A 20,459-nucleotide genomic window follows, 5' to 3' on the forward strand; every position below is an offset into this window, starting at 1 on the left:
GAGGCGTTTTAAAATGAAAAAATTTAACATTACGATTGCTGGAGGCGGAAGTACATTTACACCGGGGATTATTTTGATGCTGCTGGATTATCTGGATGAATTCCCGATTGATACAATCAAACTCTATGATAATGATGGAGACAGACAAAAAACAATTGCAGATGCATGTGAGATTTTATTAAAAGAACGTGCGCCGGAAGTGAGTTTGCTGGCTAGTACCAATCCAGAAGAGGCATTTACCAATGTTGATTTTGTAATGGCACATATCCGGGTCGGCAAATATGCGATGCGTGAACAGGATGAGAAAATTCCATTGAAGCATGGAGTGGTAGGACAGGAAACATGTGGCCCTGGCGGAATTGCTTATGGAATGCGTTCGATTCCGGGAGTATTGGAACTGGTCGATTATATGGAAAAGTACTCTCCAGATGCCTGGATGCTGAACTACTCTAATCCGGCTGCCATTGTTGCCGAGGCGACTCGCAAATTAAGACCGAATTCTAAGATTTTAAATATTTGTGATATGCCAATCGGGATTGAAGAATTAATTGCCAAAAGCTTAGGTTTGTCCTCTCGTAAAGAGATGGAGGTAAACTATTATGGCCTGAATCACTTTGGCTGGTGGACAGATATTCGTGATAAAGAAGGAAACAGCTTGATGCCTCAGGTGACAGAGCATGTCAGCAAGTATGGATATACCATGGGCGGACAGGATATCCCTGGGGAAGAAGCGAGCTGGAACAGTACATTTAAAAAGGCGAAAGATGTACAAGCATTAGACGCAGCAACAGTACCTAACACATATTTAAAATATTATTTATACCCTGATTATGAAGTAGCACATTCCGATAAGAACCATACACGTGCGAATGAAGTGATGGAGGGCCGTGAGAAGTTTGTATTCGGAGAATGTCAGGCAATCATTGACAAAGGAAGTGCGGAGGATACCAGGCTTGAAACGGATGATCATGCTTCCTACATCGTTGACTTGGCAAAAGCAATTGCCTTTAATACAAAAGAGCGCATGCTGATGATTGTAGAAAATAATGGAGCCATCGTTAACTTTGATCCAACTGCAATGGTAGAGGTTCCTTGTATCGTTGGCAGCAATGGTCCAGAAAAACTGGTTGTCGGCGAGATTCCGAGATTCCAAAAAAGCCTGATGGAGCAGCAGGTAGGCGTAGAAAAATTAGTAGTAGAAGCATTTGAAGAGGGTTCTTATCAAAAATTATGGCAGGCAATCACCTTATCTAAAACCGTGCCAAGTGCCAAAGTAGCGAAGGATATTTTAGATGATTTGATTGAAGCGAATAAAGCGTTCTGGCCAGAGTTGAAATAGTTTCTGACATACAGGCAATAGGAGTGGAGACGCTCCTATTGCCTGTTTTATGTGGTATTGTCGGACTTTTAAATTTTTTCGCCTGTACGCATTTTCATCATTGAAAAGTTACAATACACCAAAAAGTTGCTGCCCGAACGTCTAGTTATGGTAAAATAAAAGGTATTATTAAATAAAGCAGAATATTCAATTCAACCACAGTCAATATATCATATGGGAGAGAAAAAGTAATGCAGAGAAAATGTATTATTCTAGGGCTTGCTATACTTATTTTTGGGCTGATTGGATGCAGCAGCAATAATAATCATGCCAGCAAGGAGACGCAGGAAGCTGCAGCGGATGATTCACGTGAAACAGTGACGGAAAAAGAAGAAGTATCAAATGATGCAGACCAAAAAGCAGAAGAACCAGAGGGAAATAAAGCTGATGTTAAAAGCCAAGATGCAGACGAAGAATTAAAGGAAGACATGACAGATGAGAAAACGCTAGAAGCCGACATAGAGATGGGAACGGGTGAAGCTGAAACAAATGGTGAAGAACAGGAGGATGCAGCATTTCTATCACCAACTTCCACAGAATACGATATAGAAAAGGTAGAAAAACATGGGGAGTGGGCTGAGATTTCTGCAGAATATCCCGTGTTTGGCACAGAAGAAGCAGATAAAGCGATTGAGATGGAAGCCAAGAAGCATTTTGAAGAATTTGAGACGGAATTTGAAGAAAACGAGAAGCTGCTTGCAGAAATTTCGTATGAAGGAGGAGAAAGTCTTTATTTTTGGGAACCGACTGTAACGGATGATTATATCTCCTTTATGTTTGGACATGTTATGGATTTTGGCGGGCCGCCTCCATATACGTATCAATATCCTTTTAATTATGATTTAAAGAACCAAAGGGAATTATCGATACAAGATTTTGTGAAAAATGAATCCCGGCTTAGTAATCTTGCTGATTTAATATATAATAAGCTGGAAAATGAGGGGCCGGAATTAGATATGCTGGAAGAGGCAACAAAGCCGGAATGGGATAATTTTCAGCGCTTTATTCTAACGGAAGATTCGATTATTTTTCATTACGAGCACTATGAGCTTGGACCATATGCTTACGGAGTGTTTGATGTAGAGGTAACATTTGATGAACTGAATGAACTTTGATGAAAAACTGGCATTCTATTGGCTGGAGAATAGAATGCCAGTTAGCTTTGTTGGAGAGGTGAATTTGTTTGGTTCTCTTTTTGTATATCTTTCAAGAGAATTTATTTCTAAAGCAAGCATATCTATATACAACACAAACCATGCTGTATCTATTCCAGATTATAGCAGTCTTGACATCCTAACCCACCATGCTATGATTTTCTTTAAAGAGAGACATGAAACAGTGCATTGCAAAGGGGGATTTATTAATTGGTGAAGAGAAAGAAAGTCTACGAAACATTACCTAAGAAAAAAAGATTCAGTAAAAAGAAAATATCAATCGGTATATTAGGATTTATTGTTGTCCTGGGTCTTGCTGTTACTTTGTTTGTAAACGGATACATAAATAAATCACTGCCAACCACAGAGGGGACGGTGGAGCTTTCCATTCTTGAGAAGGAAGTAACGGTGATAACGGATGAAGACGGGGTTCCGCATATTCAAGCAGATAACGCCCGTGATTTATATATTGCACAGGGCTATATTCAGGCAGATCGGCGAATGTTTCAAATGGAGCTCTCTCGAAGGCAGGCATCGGGGACGTTGAGTGAAGTCGTTGGGGAGGATGCGGTCAATCAGGATAAGTATTTCCGAACGCTGGGATTAAGAAGAGCAGCGGAGGAATCGTATGAAGTGTATACGGATGAGTCAATAGAAGTTTTGGAAGCCTTTGCCGATGGAGTAAATGCGTATATGGAAGAAGCGAAGGAAAGTAACAGCCTGCCGATTGAGTTCACATTAATGGACTTTGAACCGGAAGAATGGACGCCGGTGGATTCGTTAACGATTGGAAAATTTATGGCGTTTGATCTTGGCGGACACTGGGAGCAGCAGGCTTTTAATTATTATTTGTTGAATAAATATGACGCGGAAAAGGCATATGAATTATTCCCTGCTTATCCAGAAAACAGGCCGACAATCATCCAAGAGGATGAACTGGATATTGCAGCGAGCTTTGAGAATGCGGTAATTCCCCATCCTTTTAATGGCAGTAATAACTGGGTGGTCAGCGGAGATAAAACAGCATCTGGCCTGCCGCTATTGGCAGATGATCCACATCTTGGACTCGCTACTCCGTCGATTTGGCTGCAAATGCACTTAGAATCTCATGACGGGTTGAATGTGGGCGGTGTTATTTTTGCCGGGGTTCCGGGGATTATTCTTGGCCATAATGAACAGATAGCCTGGGGCGTGACCAATACAGGTCCAGATGTACAGCAGTTATATATTGAAAAGCGCAACCCTGATAATCCAAATGAATTTTTATACGAGGATGAATGGGAAGAAGCAGTAATGATTGAAGAGCCCATCAAAGTAAAAGACGCAGAAACCATTGCTTATGAAGTGACTGAAACACGTCATGGTCCCATTGTTTCCGAATTTGCGGAAGATACCGGTGCGGAGACCGTGCTTTCTTTAAGATGGACGGCATTGGATCCAAGTACCGAATTAGAGGCAATTATGGAGATGAACCGTGCTGCCGATTGGGAGGAATTTGAAGAAGGGCTGGAGAAGTTTCTTGTTCCCGCACAGAATTTTGTGTTTGCATCGAATGATGGCACGATTGCCTTTAAAGCAAATGGCAAAATCCCTGTTTATGAAGATGGGAAAGATGCTTTACTGCCGCTGAATGGCTGGGAAGCGGAGAATGAGTGGCAGGACTTTATTCCATTCGATGAATTGCCTTCGGTTGTTAATCCGGAGAAGGGTTTTATTGCAACGGCTAATAATAAGGTTGCTCCAGATGATTATCCTTATCATATCAGTAACGTGTGGGCACAGCCTTATCGCTATGAGCGGATTGCGGAGGTACTGGAATCAGGGGATGATTTCACCATAGAAGAAATGCAGGATTTGCAAATGGACCAGACTGACTTAAGAGCACGGGAATTTGTTCCTTTATTTCAAGACGTCCTAGCGGATGAAGCATTAACAGAGCAAGAGCAGGATGCGGTCCAATTATTGGCTGACTGGGATTTTGTTATGGATAAGGACGCACCGCAGCCGCTTATCTTTGAACGTTGGATGCGGGAAATTCAAAATCATATCTACCGTCAAGAAATACCAGGCACCATGCGGGGGTTATTCTCCACCCAATCCCAAGCAACGGAAAATCTGCTGCGCACAGTTTTTCATGGAGAGGATTCCATATGGATAGAAGAAAACGGCGGATTGGAAGAAGTGTTGGCCAATTCGCTGAAAACAACTGTAGAAAAACTGACGGAGGAACATGGAGAAGATATGTCTGCCTGGACATGGGGTGATTATCATCAGGTGCAATTTAACCACCCATTATCAGGCATCAGCCCATTTTTAGCATTTTTCTTTAATCGTGAAGATGCTCTGCCCGTTGGAGGAAGCGGCGTGACGCCCATGGCTGCCAGCTATCATTCCGAAACAGGCGAGGTCGACCACGGTGCTTCCTGGCGGTTTGTAATAGATACGAACGATATGCATGCCGGGTATCATATTGTCGGTCCAGGTCAGGATGGTCATTTCAAGAGTGAATGGTATCAGAATCAAATGAGCGACTGGGTGGAAGGGAATTATCATGAGACGAGGATGGATGAGACTTCGGGTCTGGAGCTGACGTTGACTCCAGAGGAATGAAATAGAATGAGCGATTAGAATGAAAAATAATGATCCTCCGCTAGCTGTTTCTGTACGGAGGAGTCATTATTTTTTGTTGATGGAAATCATCAAAAATAGATACATTACTAGGTTTAATCTCCTTGTGCTGTGGTTTTTTAAGGTCACAAAGGCTTTAATTATGAAAATAATGAAATAATTAATCTGTATTATAGTATAATTGTAGTAGGTTAATCGATGCAAATTATAAAAGTACTCCCCTCATACTTATGCGAGGAGAAAGGAGAGAGCAATGGATATTTGGCCAATCCTTTTGCTTACAGCAGGATTAATGGCATTCATCATCTATTTATCAGTCGTAGTAAGCAGGTTATTTTTTGTAAAAAAAGAGGCAATTACACCTGGCACAGCAAGTTTATTATTCATTAGCTTTATTTTAGTATCGAGCAGTTTTTATATGGTTTTGACAGAGAAAAACGGTATCCTTCCACTTAAGAATATGACGTCGTCTATAGCAGAGCAGCGGAATGATGAGGGGGAGAATATGCAGCCGCTGAATCAGAATAATAAAATGAAAACGGATTTATTAAATGCATGTCTACAGAGGGACGGTATAGATATGCTTTTTGAAGAAATTCCTTTTCAAGTTCTGGATGTTTCTCTGCTGGAGGAGGAATGGGGACAACAGGAGGAAACGCTATTTACAGAAACGAATATCGTCGCCAGATTTTCTATAGGGGATGATGATGTTATGTTAATAGAGGATGCTGTTAAGGGAAGTTCTGAAAAAACGCTGATGGAGCAATTTGATTGGGAGAGTCTGGATAGGGATGTGCTGGATTCTTGTTTAGCTGAGATTGGAGAATTAGAATAGTAGTCAGGGGAAAAGCACCTATCAAATTGCATTTGGACGTTCCATGCTGATAGGTGCTTTCAGTTATTCCTTAGAAATAATCAACTCTGTCTTAACCTCGTCAAATCCCCTTATCACCTCTTCTCTCACTTTCTGATCCGTCACAACATAATCAACCTCATCCAGTCCGGCAATATTCACCGTTACATTCCTTCCAAATTTTGAACTGTCCGAAGCAACATAGACTTCATGAGAAATATCAATAATCTTTTTACGGGCAAGCGCTTCTTCCACATTGTAATCCGAAATTCCTTTTTCCATTGTAATGCCGCTTGCACAGATGAATGCTTTTTGTATGTTTAACTGATGAAAGTTAAATAAATAATCATAGGTGACAACAGAGCGTTCATTCTTTCTGACCTTTCCCCCAATAACGATGAGCTCGACATTGCTGTTCATTAATTCAAGTATGACAGGGACAGAGTTTGTAATGACAGTCAGGTTTCGTTTCTCTTTAATATATCTTGCAATTTGATACGTCGTCGAACCGCTGTCCAAATAAATACAGTCTCCATCCTCGATATGTTCATCGCATGTTTTTGCAATTGCTGTCTTTTCCTCTAGATGGCTGATCATGCGTTCTTCCATGGAAACTTCACCAAACTTTGGTTCTGCCAATTTGACGCCGCCGTATATTTTTTTGATTTTTCCCTGTTCGGCAAGCGCACTGATATCTCTTCGCAATGTATCAATAGAAATTCCCATTTCTTCCCGAAGCTCAGGCATTTTCAGTACTTTTTTAACTGTTAACAAATCAATTATTTTCTTTTGTCTCTCAACTGGAAGCATTTTATCCTCCTCATGTAACGTTGTTATTAGTCTATTCTTTAAAGCTAGTTTACGGATAATTTGCAGGATAATCAATCGGTTTTTACAAAAAATTGAATGAAACATGCATAAGTATAAAAGTATATAGTTATTAATTATGCACAAATTATGCTTAATTTATATATAATTTACATACTCTTAATAAAATAACTGATTTATCTTAATACTTATTTTATATGATAGGGGTAACTCAGAGGAGGTGGTCATGTTGTTAGAATTACAGAATATCAGCAAACAATTCGACCAGAAAGTCGTATTAGAAAATATCAACCTTACAATTAATAGCGGTGAAATTGTATCACTGCTTGGACCGAGTGGAAGCGGAAAGACAACTTTATTAAATATTATCTTGGGATTGACTAAGATTGAGCAGGGAAAAGTTATTTTTAATGACGAGGATGTAAGTCATGTAGCTATGAAAAATCGCGGTTTTAATATTGTCTTTCAAGATTACGCGTTATTTCCACATTTAAACGCTTATGAAAATATCGTCTATGGATTACGCAATAAAAAAGAGGGTGCTTCAGCAGAGGACGTCAGGGAATATATTGATTTCTTAGAGCTGAAGCCGCATTTGAAAAAGAGAATTGGCGAGCTGTCAGGCGGACAGAAGCAGCGGGTTGCCTTGGCAAGAACGCTTGTAACGAAGCCGAAGCTGCTGCTTTTGGATGAGCCGTTAAGTGCGTTAGATGGTGTAATTAAGGAATCAATTAAAGAAAGAATTAAGTCGATTGCCAAGGAATTTAACCTGACAACGATTATCGTGACGCATGACCCGGAGGAAGCTTTAACGATCTCCGATAAGATTTTGATTATAAATCAAGGAAATATCTCACAGTTTGGAACACCATTTGAAATTATTAACCAGCCGAAAAATGATTTTGTAAAGGAGTTTATCCTGAGACAGCTTCAAATTAAGCGGCAAAATATCTTTCATCTGTTTGGTGAAAAGTATGCGTAATGCAAAACCAGAAATACGGATTATCTTTATCATCATCCTATTACTCTTTTTTGCTTTTCTGTTCATTCCATTGATTGTTTTATTTCTTCGTTCATTTATGACGGAAGACGGAGGGATAGGGCTTTCAAATTATATAGCATCTTTGACCAATGACGCCTTAATCCATGCAATAGGAAATAGTTTCAAGGTTTCCGGTGTTACAGCGATTATCACAACGACGCTGGCATTTGCTTTAGCATATGCAGTGAACTGTACGAAAATCTATCAGCCTTTAAAGGGTGCTGTCAAAATCGGTATTCTTATTCCCATGCTGATTCCTACGATTACTTACGGGTTTGCTATTATGTACACCTTTGGAAATCAGGGGTTACTGACAAAGCTTTTTGGCAGAAATTTATTTGAAATCTATGGCTTCAATGGGCTGCTGATTGGATATGTTATCTATACATTGCCGGCGGCTTTTCTATTAATCCATAATTCGTTTAAATATATCGATAAGAAATTTATCATTGTGTCGAAGCTAATGGGCGACAGAACCTTAAGAAGCTTTTGGAACACCGTTACCCGTCCATTGTTAGGTGCCTTGGGGGGAGCGTTTGTTTTATCGTTTATTCTCAGTTTCACAGACTTCGGCATCCCGGCGTCTTTAGGCGGTACGTATGATGTTGTTGCCACACAGCTTTATCAAGCGATGCTTGGATCAATTCCTGACTTTAGTGAAGGTGCTGTGATTGCTGTACTGATGTTATTTCCTGCTGTCATCGGAATTTTTCTGCTGAACTATCTGGAGAGATTTAATTTTCATTATGATAAGTTCAGTGAAACAGAAATAACGTCAAGCAAATTTAGAGACAGCTTTTATGGCGTTATTTCTGCGATTATTTTGCTGGGGATGCTTTCTATATTTGCAGTCATGTTTATTACACCATTCGTGACGGCTTTCCCTTATGATTTAAGCTTTACATGGGAGCATATCGCTGGTGTTTTCCAGTCCAATGACCTCGTTTCGGTGTATAAAAATTCACTGATTGTTGCTGTTTTAACAGCTGTATTGGGAACGGTTATCGCCTATGGGTCAGCGCTTCTTAATGCACGTACCAAAGTAAAAGGGAGGCAAACCGTCGATGTCTTTTCGATGATTACCAATACAGTGCCTGGTATGGTTCTTGGTTTATCCTATTTGCTGCTCTTTAATGGGAGCAGTTTAAAAGGAACCTTTCTGATTATTGTTTTATGTAATATCATGCATTACTTTACAACGCCCTATTTAATGGCGAAAAATGCCTTAACAAAAATGAATCCTGGCTGGGAGACCTCCGGAGAATTATTGGGGGACAGCTGGGTCAAAACGGTATATCGCGTTATTCTGCCAAACTCCATATCTACCGTTTTAGAGATGTTCAGCTACTATTTTTTGAATGCAATGGTTACAATCAGCGGTGTTATCTTTCTGGTATCCGCTCAGACAACGGTTGTCGCAAGTAAAATTAATGAACTGCAGCATTTTGCCCAGTTCAATGAAATATTCGTTTTATCGGTGCTTATATTCTTAACCAATTTATTAGTTAGATCGGTATGTGAAGTTCTTCAAAAAAAAGTAGAAATTTATAAGAAGTGAGGGGAAAACATGTTGAACACCATGAAAAAATCGATCATCGGAGCAGGAATGGCTTTAGCGTTTACCTTAGCGGGATGTGGTGCGCAAGGAAGTGACGATGTTGTGATTTATACCAATGCAGATGAGGAAGCAACCGCAGCAATGGAAACAGCATTGGACGCTGCAGGCTATGAAGGAGAATATATTTTGCAATCGCAAGGTACATCCGAACTGGGAGGTAAGCTGCTGGCAGAAGGAGATCAAATAGAAGCAGATGTGGTTACCATGAGCTCTTATTTCCTGGACAGTGCCCAGGAACAGAATGAGATGTTTGCGGACTTAACCTTTGAAGCAGAGGCATTAGAAGAGCACCCGTCTTATTATACGCCGGTTTTAGGAAATACAGGTGCTATTTTTGTAAACACGGAAGTACTCAAACAGCATGGTTTGGAGTCTCCAGAAAGTATTGCCGATTTAGCAAAGCCTGAATATGAAGGTCTTGTATCGATTCCGAACATTGAGGACTCTTCCACAGCATGGCTGATGGTACAGGCGGTAATCAGTGAATATGGAGAAGAAGAGGGGAAAGCAATTCTCCAAGATTTAATCGCAAATGTAGGACCACATCTGGAAAGCTCTGGTTCAGGTCCAATCAGCAAAGTACAGGCAGGGGAAGTTGCTGCCGGGTTCGGACTGAGACATCAGGCAGTTGCAGCGAAGGAATCTGGAGCACCAATTGATTTTGTTGATCCGGCAGAAGGGAACTTTTCACTGACAGAAGCAGCAGCAGTTGTAAACAAGGAGGATGACGAAAAATCACAAAAAGCAATGGAAATGGCAGAGGTCATTTCAACAGATGCAAGAGAAGAGCTGTTAACTTATTATCCGGTAGCACTTTATAAAGGAGAAACGGTTGATGAAACGCATGAACCGGCGCATCCTAAAACATTTGACCAGCCATTAAATGTAGAACTATTGGAGCAGCATCAAGCATTCTTTAACTCTGCCAAGTAGGGAATTGAATGAAGTTATTAAGAAAATCACAAAGGGATTACAAAGTTAAAGCCTTCCTAATCTGTAAACAAGGAGCGATGTATTTTGGAACAATATAAATTATTAACACCGGGTCCATTAACAACCACAAATACGGTGAAAGAGGAGATGCTCTTTGACCGCTGCACATGGGACCAGGACTACAAGGATATCACTCAGAAAATCCGTATGCAGCTGCTTCAGCTTGCGAAGGCTTCCCCAGAGGATTATACAACGGTATTGATGCAGGGAAGCGGAACATTTACTGTGGAATCGGTGATGACCACAGCCATGAATAATCAGGATAAAGCATTGATTATCACGAATGGTACGTATGGGGAAAGAATCGTGAAAATGGCAGATTATATCGGTTTACATTATAAGCATTACGATGTTGCTTACAATGCCTATCCCGATGAATTGGAGTTAAAGTACATTTTAGAGAATGATGCTGCAATTACGCACGTGGTGATGGTGCATTGTGAAACAACAACCGGCATATTGAATCCATTGGAAAGGGTATCCAGACTTGCTAAAGCTTATCAGAAAACACTGATTGTTGATGCGATGAGCAGTTTCGGAGGTATTGAGATGGATATTCCGGCGTTAGGAATAGATTTTTTGATCAGCAGCGCAAATAAATGTATTCAGGGAGTGCCTGGATTTGGATTTGTTATTGCGAAATTGGATAAATTACAGGCCTGTGAAGGGAATGCAAACAGTCTATCCTTAGATTTATATGATCAATGGAAGGAAATGAATAAGGACGGAAAATGGCGTTATACCTCGCCAACCCATGTAGTAGCAGCATTTTCTAAAGCTATCGACGAATTAATGGCAGAGGGAGGAATACCGGCCAGGTTCCAGCGCTATCAGCGGAATAATCAGCTGCTGCGAGAAGGTTTAGAACAGCTTGGATTCCAACCGTATATCCCGGGGGAGAGACAGTCACCAATTATTACGACATTTCTATTTCCAAACGATACATTTGAATTTGCAGACTTTTATCATTATGTGAAGGAAAGAGGCTTTGTACTTTATCCAGGCAAGTTGACAGAAATAAATACATTCCGGGTAGGCAATATCGGAGAAGTCTATGAAGAGGATATAAAAAGATTATGCAATGTCATCCAACAATATATGGGAGCAGTGGTAAAATGAAAAAAGTAGAAGGCATTATATTTGATTGGGCAGGGACAACGATTGATTTTGGCTGTTTTGCACCGGTACACGCATTTGTAACAGTTTTTGAAAATGCGGGCATTGAAGTGACGATAGCAGAAGCAAGGGAACCAATGGGTTTAACAAAGATTGATCATATTCGGACGATGTTATCTATGCCGAGAATTGCAGCGTTATGGAATGAAAAGTACGGTCAGGAGTTCACAGAACAAGATGTAGAGAACTTATATGCTGGCTTTGAAGCTGCTCTCTTAGAAACATTAGCAATGTACACAGATCCGAAACCAGAGGTGCTGGAAACGATAGAACAGTTAAGAAATCAAGGCCTGAAAATCGGCTCTACCTCCGGCTATACGCAAAAGATGATGGATATTGTTGCTCCAGAAGCAGAGAAAAAAGGATACTATCCAGACTTTTATATGACGGCAGACGGGACAAGCGGAATGGGAAGACCATATCCATATATGATTTACCGAAATATGGAAGCTTTGAAATTAACAGCAGCTCGTCATGTTGTCAAAGTGGGAGATACGATTCCGGATATCGATGAGGCGTTAAATGCTGGTGTTTGGGTTGTAGCAGTTGTTATCGGAAGCTCAGAGATGGGGTTAAGTGAGGAAGAATTTGATGCGTTATCTGAAGCGGAGCAGGAGGAATGGATTGCTCGGGTAGAAAAGACCTTTATAGAGCGCGGGGCTGATTTTACGATTCGGACGATTGGAGAGCTTCCTGGGGTTATTGGGGAGATTGAACGGCGGTTTATGGAATGAATATGCTTTAGGTTTGTGATTTTTTTAAATAGAATATAAATTTTAAAATAGCTGTGTTTTACTTTTCTCAAAGTATGGAACACGGCTATTTATATATCTCTTTTCAAAGGGACAACGGACTTTTTGCCCCGCTATTGATAATTATCATTTCAAGAAATAAATATAACTTATTTCATATTCGGCAAAAATAATTAAGAAGCTTTTACAACACGCTCCCATTCTCAGCCGTGTTATAGTTATAATCAGACCAGCAAGGTGGGACTGTAACATGAATTTAGAAAAGCGGATGAATGCACGTTAACGTCGTTTATAAAAGCAAAATATTTATCAAATCTGATTAAACCGATATCAGAAGACGGAAGCAGTTAAAGATAATGGAGGGTGATGCTTTAGAATTGACGACCCGCATAAACCCACAACAAAACACAGAAAGGACCTCTAACATGATAGAATGTATCGTTCAACATGCAGCAGATGCAAAAGCAGCTGAAAAGCTTGGTGTCACAAGATTAGAGCTGGTTTCGGCTATTGAATTAGGCGGCCTGACACCTTCTTATGGAACGGTCCACCACGTAATGAACAGCGTAGAAATACCTGTTCAAGTAATGATTAGACCGCATCCTTATGGATTTATGTATCGTGCAGAAGATAAATTGGCAATGAAAAAGGATATTTCTTTACTCTATGAGATGGGGTATAAGCGGATTGTAATTGGTGCGCTGACAGAACATAAAACAATAGATACTGTCTTTTTAGATGATTTATGCAGCCAATTCCCTGATTTGGATGTGACGTTTCATCGTGCTTTTGATGATACTCGCAATCAAATAGAAGCTTACCGGACACTGGTACCTTATCGAAAAAATATTAAGCGAATCCTAACTTCTGGCGGTGCAGCGGATTGTACTGGCGGAAAGGATATGCTGCATGAGCTGGTTCAATTACAGAACGAGTTACAGGGTCCGAATATTTTGCCGGGAAGCGGTCTGGGAGCAGAGAATATAGCCTCCCTGCATGAGGTGATTCAAGCAAAGGAATATCATTTTGGCAGTGGTGTCAGGTATAATCAGTCATTTGAAGAAGGGATGGATCAAGGAAAGATAGCGAGGATCCGGAAAGCGTTAAGCAAGTAATCATCAGCAAGCTTGGTTGAAGCTGCATGCATCATGAAATAAAAACGGTTAAGGCAGTTCATATCCTGTCTTAACCGTTTTTAAAATATCCAATAGAAGGCGATTAGATATCCATCTCCAAACCTAACTCATCTCTTCTATTTCTCACGCTTTCCAAACTCGGGATGGAGAGTTGTCCGCCAAGGATTTCAACAGAAATCGATGCTGTCAGCGAAGCAATCCGTACCGTATCCTTTAGCGAAAAATGATTCTCTAAGCAATAAGCAAAAGCACCGTGGAATATATCCCCTGCGCCAGTAGTATCCATTGTGTCTGCATGAAAGGCAGGAATGTGATAGATTGTATCTTCCTTTTTATAAATAGACCCATCGCTTCCTAAGGTTATCACAATGGTATTTGGGTTGATTTTCTCCAGTTTTGAAAAAGTATCCCGCCAGGTCTCTTTATGACTCATATCAATCGTTATTCCAGAATATTGATAGGCGAAATCCTTCGAACAGACAAGATAATCAACAGCTTCAATAATATCTAAAAGCTCCGGCCTAAACGTTCCGGCATCCATTAACGTAATAGCTTTTGGATACTTTTGAAATGCTTGAAGAGCGCATGCTTTTTCATAGCCGTCCATAAGAATCACATCGGGCGAATGGACTGACCAATCCGGCTCATAATTTTCGAGAGGTAAGGGAGTATTTAGAATGGTTCGATGTCCATTTTCTTGGTTAACTATAATGGAGCTGATGCTGGTAGCCAGCTGATCATCTACTTTTAAAGAGGTGGTATCGACTCCGGTATTTTCTAATTGTTCTAGAATTTTCTTTCCAAATAAGTCATTTCCAATCCTGCTGATAAGAGACGTTTTACTTCCCCAGAGTGCGCACAAATAAGCCGCGTTTGCGGCCGGGCCTCCCATACATTCTATTCGTTCCGGAATGCGGTATTTTTGATTTTCAACAATCGGCTTGTCGATAGGAAAAGTTATATCATAAACAGCTTGACCGATACATAGAATACTCATTTTATCCCCTCCATTATATAAGACGATATCTGATGGCAATTCCTTTTGTATGTCATCTTACAACAAATAAAAAAGCTGATATCTATTTATCTATATATTCTATCATCGTTCAGAGAATGTGTGGTCAGAGAAACAAGGATTATCTTATCTTTATTATGTAAACGCATCCTTGGGTGGTATAATAACTATATAACTTTTTTGAGAAGCGAAGGAATGAAAAACAGGTTTTTTCCTTGGAAAAAGCCAGGTCAAGATAAAATGAATAGATTAACGATAGGGTGGAGGGTTTTTAATGAAAAAATGGAAAATAGCGCTTGTTCCAGGAGACGGAATAGGACCGGAAGTTGTAGCAGAGGGTGTAAAAGTGCTGCAGGCCATCGAGAAGCTGGATAATACACTTTCTTTTGAATTTGAACGTTTTCCTTGGGGATGTGAGTACTACATAGAACATCAAAAAATGATGGCGGATGATGGGATAGAGCAATTGAAAGAATTTGATGCGATTTATCTCGGAGCTGTAGGCTATCCTGGGGTTCCTGATCATATTTCACTTTGGGATTTACTATTGAAAATTCGTAAGGGTTTTGATCAATATGTGAATCTGCGCCCCGTGCGGTTATTAAATGAAGAACTGACGCCAATTAAAAATAAATCAGAGAAAGATATTGATTTCCTTGTTATCCGGGAAAATAGTGAAGGGGAATACGCCGGCGCCGGGGATTGGTTATTTAAAGGGAAAAAAGAAGAGGTTGTTTTGCAAACCGGTGTTTTTTCCCGGAAAGGGACAGAACGGATTATCCGATATGCCTTCGAGGAAGCACGTAAGCAACAAAAATCACTGACAAGTATCAGTAAAGCGAATGCCTTGAACTATTCGATGGTTTTCTGGGATGAAGTATTTGAAGAAGTAGGGAAGGAATATCCAGATGTCAAAACAGAATCCTATTTAGTCGACGCGGCAAGTATGTTTTTTGTTATGCAGCCGGAACGTTTTGAAATTGTAGTAACCTCCAATCTGTTTGGAGATATCTTGACAGATATCGGCGCTGCAATTACTGGCGGGATGGGGCTAGCGACAGGGGCGAATGTAAATCCGGAAAGAAATTATCCTTCCATGTTTGAGCCGGTTCATGGTTCAGCACCTGATATAGCCGGGCAAGGGATTGCTAATCCTATTGCAGCTATCTGGTCGGTTGCGCAAATGTTAGAGCATTTTGGTGAGGAAGAATGGGGAAGTGTCGTTGTTGAAACGATAAAAGAAATAATTGATGAAAAGAAAGTGCTCACACCAGATTTAGGAGGAAAGCATAGTACTTCAGAAGTTGGAGATTATTTTGTTGAGAAAATAGCGGGGAAGCTGCATCATAAGTAACTGGTTTAATAAGGGTAAATCGCTATCTGATTACGTATGAAGAAGTTGCTTAAGATGAGGTCTGCCTAGCTTCACATGAATGGACGATGGTGTGTTTATTTTGCAATAGAGTTAAAGAAATGGTTAAGCATAAATAAAAAGAAGCTCACGGAAAATTATTATTTCAGCTGTGAGCTTCTTTTTATTTATTTTAAACAGCACATGGAGCAGGCAGTTCGATTGGGACTATAAAGTCACAGAGAAGCTTTCTTTATCAATTAATTCATCCAGCGACCACACCCGCTGATATTCATCCTTATATTGAATATGTGATGCACGAATGTCCGTCGGAGTAGTGACGCCTGCCGCCGCGGAAATACGGAACAGGCTTTCACGAAGGGTGACCAGATAATTCAAAGCCCGATAAGCTTTTTCATCCACGACGAGAGCTTTCTGCAGCTTAGGATCGGTTGTTGCTACACCCACGGGACAACGGTTTGTATGACAAATTTGTGCCATAATGCAGCCGACTGTAATCATAAATGCACGAGCAATCTGGACAAGGTCCGCGCCCATTCCGAGGATGACAGCGATTCGATCAGCTGTAAAAAGTTTTCCTGAAGCAATCAGTGTAACACGGTCGCGAACCCCATATTTTTTTAACGTCTGATTAGCGATGGTGACTGCTGATTTTATAGGGAGTCCAACGCTATCAGCAAGCTCTTGGAAGGTTGCCCCTGTTCCGCCTTCGGAGCCATCTACAGTAATGAAATCCGGGCCGGCACCGGTTTCCTTCATATAACTGGCCATCTCTTCTAAATCGTGCGGGCTGCCAATGACCAATTTAACGCCGACTGGAAGACCAGTATGATTCCGAATCTGTTCGATAAAAGAGAACATGGATGGAACGTCACCGAACTCGTTAAAACGGTTTGGACTGTCAATTTCTTGGTAAGGAGCGACATTTCGTATAGAAGCGATTTCTTCTGTTACTTTCTCTGCATCGACATGCCCACCGCGAGTTTTTGCGCCTTGTGCAAGCTTTAGTTCAAAGGCTTTGACCTGTGGGATTTCGCTTTTTTCTTTCAATAAATCCCAGTTAAAAGCACCTGATTTTGTACGGACTCCAAAAAGACCGGGGCCAATTTGGGCTATGATGTCAGTATCTCCCGCTAAATGGTAATCGGAGAGCCCTCCTTCTCCCGTGTTCATCCAGGAACCGCCTGCCATGCCAATCCCCTTGGACAGAGCGGTAATTGCATTCTCTCCCAACGCTCCGTAGCTCATTGCAGACATCCCGACCAGCCCTTTTACGCAGAAGGGCTGCCTGCAGGAAGGACCAATAACGACTGCATGTTCATCATTTAAAAGCCATGGCTGAATCCTTTGGTCCTTTAATTTTTCTTTCCGGCTCAGCAAATTATCCTCTTTCACTTCATAAACTTTGGAATCAATGATTCTTGTATTATCTGCCTCCAGTTCTTCTTGCTGTTTAGGAAACATCGCATTTTTTACATAAAAGTCCGCTTTCTCAAAATCACGGCGGGAACCAAAACCAATCATATTTTTCTGATATTTTGCTGGAATTACCACATCACGATAATCATCGCGGGAAAATGGTTTCCCGGCAGTATCTGCATCAAATAAGTATTGTCTCAGCTCGGGACCAGCTTTTTCTGCGGTATATCTTATTTTACCAAGCAGCGGATAGTTACGTAGAATGGCATGTTGTGACTGCCTCCTGTCCTTCCAATATATGTAGCTGAACAGTCCCAGCGGGATAACAATAATAGCTATCACCAGAATACTCAATGCTATCAAAATAAAAGTAAGTGCAGAAAATTCCATTTTCAAATATCTCCTTTCACATCAAAGTATCAAACTGTATATGTAAAACTTGATATGTGCCTATAAGATATACATACCCGTTTTGAAAATGGTTACACTTTAAAAAAAACTTTTATTGATTTTTGGAAATTTATTTATAGAAAGCATGAAGATAACATCCAATATTTAAGATTGAATTGAAAAAATATATCTCTGTAAGCCTTTACAATAAATATTTTATAAATTATAATGTATGCATAATACATTAAAGAGGTGGTAAAAGTACTTATGAGTAAAAAACAGTTCTATTGTATTGGATATGCAGGCAGAGATAAAAAGAAAACTTGGGAGCATGTTGAAGAGTTAAAGAAAATAGGGGTCCCGGAACCTAAATCAGTGCCGGAGTTATATCATTTAAGCGATTACTTGATTGATAACAGTGGAGCAATCAGTGTTATTGGTAATCAAACAAGCGGTGAAGTAGAAATAGTCCTTATATGTGATAAGGAAGGAAATTTATTTGTAACAGTTGGAAGTGACCATACGGATAGAGGTTTAGAAACGGTATCGATTCATAAATCTAAACAAGTATGTGCAAAACCAATTGCTGGTGAAAAGTGGGACTTTGAAGATGTTCAGGATGAATGGGACGATTTAGTTCTATATTCTGAAGTATTATCTGAAGGTAACTGGGTCAAGTACCAGCATGATAAAGTTTCTTCTATTATACCTTTTGAACAAATAATGGACTTTTTAAAAAGAAATGATATAGAAAGTCAAAACTATGTTGTTTACTGTGGCACGGTTCCACTTCTAAATGGTTTTATCTATGGAGATGGTTTTAGATGTGGTATTTACAGTGAAAAGATGGATAAGACAATTGAATTAGAATATAAAGTAGAAAAGTTGAAGGTGTAATGATGAAAATAGCAGTTTTACAATTTGAAGTTGAGTTTGGAGACGTTGAAGCAAATATAGAACACGTGGAGAAGGTATTTCTAAACACAGATTTAAATGATATTGATACAGTTGTTTTACCGGAAATGTGGACGACAGGCTATGATTTAGAAAATATACAAAAGCTTGCTATGGACAACCTTGAACCGATTAAGGGGGTTATTCAAAGGCTTGCCAAAAAATATAGTGTAAATATTGTTGCTGGATCTGTAGCGAACACAAAGGGAGAAGGAGTATTAAACACCTCTTTTGTTGTTAACCGAGACGGGGAATTCATCCACGAATACTCTAAGATTCATTTAGTCCCTATGTTGAATGAACCCAAATATCTAGTAGGTGGTAAGAACAAAGCAGAGGTATTTGAGTTAGATGGAGAAAAAATGGGGGCCGTTATATGCTATGACTTGCGTTTTCCGGAGCTATTTAGAGATTTAGCTTTAGATGGAGCTAAGATTATTTTTGTTGTTGCTGAATGGCCGATAGAGAGAACGGCTCATTGGTTAACGTTATTGCAAGCAAGGGCAATTGAAAACCAGTGTTACATTGTTGCTTCGAATATTATTGGAAAACAGCCGACAGGTACTGAGTTTGCAGGAAAATCTATCATAATTAATCCATTTGGCGAAATTATGAAACAAGCAACAAGTAATGAAGAAGAAGTATTATTGGAGCAATTAGATATGGAATATATAAATAGAATAAGAAAAGAAATACCTATTTTTGAAAGTCGCAGAACAAATTACTATAAATTTAATTAGCTTGAAAAGGAGCTGTTTTTTGTGAAAAAAGTAATTTTCATTTTAGTGCTGTTGTTCATTCTTGCAGGTTGTGGGAGTGGTGATGCTGGTGGTGAAAATAGAGTTATTAAGCTAGCACACTCTGGTTCAGAAAGTCATCAGTATCATATTGCTGCTGAAAAATTTAAAGAAGAGCTTGAAGGTAATGAAAACGTTAATTTTACAGTTGAAATTCATCCGAATGCTTCGCTTGGTTCTGAAGGAGATGTAATTGAGCAAGTAAGTACAGGGTCTATTGAAATGACAACGGTTGCAGCAGATAGTAATCTTTCTAATACCATTCCGGAGATGAACGTTTTTGGGATTCCATATATTTTTGAGGATAAAGATCATGTATATAATGCATTAGATGGAGATGCAGGACAGCAGTTATTAGATTTGGCAGAAGATAAAGGGATGAAAGGGTTAGGTTACTGGGAAGTAGGTTTTCGTCATCTAACAAATAGCTCTACAGAAATTGTCAATCCAGAAGATGTCAACGGTATGAAAATTAGAGTACAGCCAGCTGCTGTATGGGAAGACCATATTGCAGCATTAGGCGGGAGTCCGACACCAGTAGATTTCAATGAATTGTATTCTGCTTTAGACCAAGGGGTAGTAGATGGTCAAGAAAACCCGTTAGCTACGATTGATTCCATGAATCTTTATGAAGTACAGCAATATGTTTCGCTGACAGGGCATACTTATACACCAGCTGTTACTTTAATGAGCAGCAGCTTTTATGATGAGTTAAGTGATGAAGAAAAAACAGCTGTCGAAGAGGCTTTTAATCAAGCGAAAGAATATCAGCGTAATGCTCTCGATGAAAAAGAAGATGAAATTTTATCTATGTTAGAGGAACAGGGAGTAACTGTAACAGAGCCGGATAGAGAAGCGTTCACCGAAGCAACGATCGATGTAAAGGATGCTGTTTCTAACGAAGTTCCTGAAGAGATAATTCAAAGTCTTATTGATTCTAAGTAAGAAGGTAGT

The 20,459-nt window shown here is 40.0% G+C and carries 18 protein-coding genes; 15 read left to right on the top strand and 3 right to left on the bottom strand.

Annotated features, from left to right (window positions below; all coding sequences use genetic code 11):
- The first annotated feature begins 13 nt into the window (after window positions 1–13).
- The 5 genes from ACZSMY_RS19140 (at window position 14) to ACZSMY_RS19160 (ending at window position 5,995) form a co-directional block, all read left to right on the top strand.
- Window positions 14–1,339 (top strand): 6-phospho-alpha-glucosidase, encoded by a 1,326-nt coding sequence (locus ACZSMY_RS19140; RefSeq protein WP_042528890.1) that lies wholly within the window; start codon window positions 14–16, stop codon window positions 1,337–1,339.
- Window positions 1,340–1,569: 230 nt separating this feature from the next.
- Complete coding sequence (locus ACZSMY_RS19145; RefSeq protein WP_465148185.1) at window positions 1,570–2,493, top strand: RsiV family protein; 924 nt, start codon at window positions 1,570–1,572, stop codon at window positions 2,491–2,493.
- A complete protein-coding gene (locus ACZSMY_RS19150) occupies window positions 2,483–2,749 on the top strand; it encodes a hypothetical protein (RefSeq protein ID WP_465148186.1) in 267 nt (88 codons plus the stop codon). Before ACZSMY_RS19145 ends, ACZSMY_RS19150 begins: the two co-directional genes overlap by 11 nt.
- Window positions 2,746–5,142: a penicillin acylase family protein gene (locus ACZSMY_RS19155; RefSeq protein WP_465148187.1), complete on the top strand. Its 2,397-nt coding sequence runs from the start codon at window positions 2,746–2,748 to the stop codon at window positions 5,140–5,142. The genes ACZSMY_RS19150 and ACZSMY_RS19155 overlap by 4 nt, the downstream gene beginning before the upstream one ends.
- Window positions 5,143–5,413: 271 nt before the next feature.
- Window positions 5,414–5,995 carry a hypothetical protein gene (locus ACZSMY_RS19160; protein ID WP_193063693.1) on the top strand — a complete coding sequence of 194 codons (582 nt, stop codon included), beginning with the start codon at window positions 5,414–5,416 and terminating at the stop codon, window positions 5,993–5,995.
- Between the two features lie 63 nt (window positions 5,996–6,058).
- On the opposite strand, the gene ACZSMY_RS19165 is transcribed toward ACZSMY_RS19160, so the two are convergent.
- On the bottom strand, window positions 6,059–6,823 hold the full coding sequence (locus ACZSMY_RS19165; RefSeq protein WP_042528902.1) for a DeoR/GlpR family DNA-binding transcription regulator: 765 nt from the start codon (window positions 6,821–6,823) through the stop codon (window positions 6,059–6,061).
- A 247-nt stretch (window positions 6,824–7,070) separates the two neighbouring features.
- On the opposite strand from ACZSMY_RS19165, the gene ACZSMY_RS19170 reads away from it, so the two are divergent.
- The 6 genes from ACZSMY_RS19170 to ACZSMY_RS19195 all read left to right on the top strand — a co-directional run bounded on the left by ACZSMY_RS19170 (window position 7,071) and on the right by ACZSMY_RS19195 (window position 13,537).
- On the top strand, window positions 7,071–7,823 hold the full coding sequence (locus ACZSMY_RS19170; RefSeq protein ID WP_042528904.1) for an ABC transporter ATP-binding protein: 753 nt from the start codon (window positions 7,071–7,073) through the stop codon (window positions 7,821–7,823).
- Entirely contained in the window at window positions 7,816–9,441 is a 1,626-nt protein-coding gene (locus ACZSMY_RS19175) for an ABC transporter permease subunit (RefSeq protein ID WP_465148188.1), read from the top strand. Before ACZSMY_RS19170 ends, ACZSMY_RS19175 begins: the two co-directional genes overlap by 8 nt.
- Before the next feature lie 9 nt (window positions 9,442–9,450).
- The gene (locus tag ACZSMY_RS19180) at window positions 9,451–10,434 is read left to right on the top strand and encodes an extracellular solute-binding protein (protein ID WP_226894851.1); all 984 of its coding nucleotides are present in this window, start codon (window positions 9,451–9,453) and stop codon (window positions 10,432–10,434) included.
- Between the two features lie 84 nt (window positions 10,435–10,518).
- Entirely contained in the window at window positions 10,519–11,613 is a 1,095-nt protein-coding gene (gene phnW / locus ACZSMY_RS19185; protein ID WP_193063691.1) for a 2-aminoethylphosphonate--pyruvate transaminase, read from the top strand.
- Complete coding sequence (phnX, locus tag ACZSMY_RS19190) at window positions 11,610–12,404, top strand: phosphonoacetaldehyde hydrolase (protein WP_465148189.1); 795 nt, start codon at window positions 11,610–11,612, stop codon at window positions 12,402–12,404. Before phnW ends, phnX begins: the two co-directional genes overlap by 4 nt.
- Before the next feature lie 443 nt (window positions 12,405–12,847).
- On the top strand, window positions 12,848–13,537 hold the full coding sequence (locus ACZSMY_RS19195) for a copper homeostasis protein CutC (RefSeq protein WP_289584516.1): 690 nt from the start codon (window positions 12,848–12,850) through the stop codon (window positions 13,535–13,537).
- A gap of 103 nt (window positions 13,538–13,640) precedes the next feature.
- Here ACZSMY_RS19195 and ACZSMY_RS19200 read toward each other — a convergent pair whose 3' ends face one another.
- Window positions 13,641–14,555, bottom strand: a complete 915-nt coding sequence (locus ACZSMY_RS19200; RefSeq protein WP_289584515.1) for a carbohydrate kinase family protein — start codon at window positions 14,553–14,555, stop codon at window positions 13,641–13,643.
- Between the two features lie 292 nt (window positions 14,556–14,847).
- On the opposite strand from ACZSMY_RS19200, the gene ACZSMY_RS19205 reads away from it, so the two are divergent.
- On the top strand, window positions 14,848–15,927 hold the full coding sequence (locus tag ACZSMY_RS19205; protein ID WP_042528914.1) for a tartrate dehydrogenase: 1,080 nt from the start codon (window positions 14,848–14,850) through the stop codon (window positions 15,925–15,927).
- A gap of 225 nt (window positions 15,928–16,152) precedes the next feature.
- On the opposite strand, the gene ACZSMY_RS19210 is transcribed toward ACZSMY_RS19205, so the two are convergent.
- The gene (locus ACZSMY_RS19210) at window positions 16,153–17,754 is read right to left on the bottom strand and encodes an FMN-binding glutamate synthase family protein (RefSeq protein WP_465148190.1); all 1,602 of its coding nucleotides are present in this window, start codon (window positions 17,752–17,754) and stop codon (window positions 16,153–16,155) included.
- Window positions 17,755–18,021: 267 nt separating this feature from the next.
- Between ACZSMY_RS19210 and ACZSMY_RS19215 the strand changes: the two genes are divergently transcribed.
- The 3 genes from ACZSMY_RS19215 to ACZSMY_RS19225 are packed head-to-tail and all read left to right on the top strand — an operon-like array spanning window position 18,022 to window position 20,450.
- Window positions 18,022–18,651, top strand: a complete 630-nt coding sequence (locus ACZSMY_RS19215) for a DUF2848 family protein (RefSeq protein ID WP_042528917.1) — start codon at window positions 18,022–18,024, stop codon at window positions 18,649–18,651.
- Window positions 18,651–19,448 (top strand): carbon-nitrogen family hydrolase, encoded by a 798-nt coding sequence (locus ACZSMY_RS19220; RefSeq protein WP_319022543.1) that lies wholly within the window; start codon window positions 18,651–18,653, stop codon window positions 19,446–19,448. Before ACZSMY_RS19215 ends, ACZSMY_RS19220 begins: the two co-directional genes overlap by 1 nt.
- Before the next feature lie 21 nt (window positions 19,449–19,469).
- Window positions 19,470–20,450 (top strand): DctP family TRAP transporter solute-binding subunit, encoded by a 981-nt coding sequence (locus tag ACZSMY_RS19225; protein ID WP_052484851.1) that lies wholly within the window; start codon window positions 19,470–19,472, stop codon window positions 20,448–20,450.
- Window positions 20,451–20,459 lie beyond the last annotated feature (9 nt).

Source organism: Oceanobacillus sp. B139/18, from assembly GCF_055524595.1.

Excerpts from the sequence above, each read along its gene's own strand:
- ACZSMY_RS19220 (WP_319022543.1), top strand. The coding sequence starts at position 18,651 with ATGATGAAAATAGCAGTTTTACAATTTGAAGTTGAGTTTGGAGACGTT.
- ACZSMY_RS19210 (WP_465148190.1), bottom strand. The coding sequence starts at position 17,754 with ATGGAATTTTCTGCACTTACTTTTATTTTGATAGCATTGAGTATTCTG.
- ACZSMY_RS19195 (WP_289584516.1), top strand. The coding sequence starts at position 12,848 with ATGATAGAATGTATCGTTCAACATGCAGCAGATGCAAAAGCAGCTGAA.
- ACZSMY_RS19145 (WP_465148185.1), top strand. The coding sequence starts at position 1,570 with ATGCAGAGAAAATGTATTATTCTAGGGCTTGCTATACTTATTTTTGGG.
- ACZSMY_RS19175 (WP_465148188.1), top strand. The coding sequence starts at position 7,816 with ATGCGTAATGCAAAACCAGAAATACGGATTATCTTTATCATCATCCTA.
- ACZSMY_RS19150 (WP_465148186.1), top strand. The coding sequence starts at position 2,483 with ATGAACTTTGATGAAAAACTGGCATTCTATTGGCTGGAGAATAGAATG.
- ACZSMY_RS19180 (WP_226894851.1), top strand. The coding sequence starts at position 9,451 with ATGTTGAACACCATGAAAAAATCGATCATCGGAGCAGGAATGGCTTTA.
- ACZSMY_RS19215 (WP_042528917.1), top strand. The coding sequence starts at position 18,022 with ATGAGTAAAAAACAGTTCTATTGTATTGGATATGCAGGCAGAGATAAA.
- ACZSMY_RS19200 (WP_289584515.1), bottom strand. The coding sequence starts at position 14,555 with ATGAGTATTCTATGTATCGGTCAAGCTGTTTATGATATAACTTTTCCT.
- ACZSMY_RS19165 (WP_042528902.1), bottom strand. The coding sequence starts at position 6,823 with ATGCTTCCAGTTGAGAGACAAAAGAAAATAATTGATTTGTTAACAGTT.
- ACZSMY_RS19160 (WP_193063693.1), top strand. The coding sequence starts at position 5,414 with ATGGATATTTGGCCAATCCTTTTGCTTACAGCAGGATTAATGGCATTC.
- phnX (WP_465148189.1), top strand. The coding sequence starts at position 11,610 with ATGAAAAAAGTAGAAGGCATTATATTTGATTGGGCAGGGACAACGATT.
- ACZSMY_RS19205 (WP_042528914.1), top strand. The coding sequence starts at position 14,848 with ATGAAAAAATGGAAAATAGCGCTTGTTCCAGGAGACGGAATAGGACCG.
- ACZSMY_RS19140 (WP_042528890.1), top strand. The coding sequence starts at position 14 with ATGAAAAAATTTAACATTACGATTGCTGGAGGCGGAAGTACATTTACA.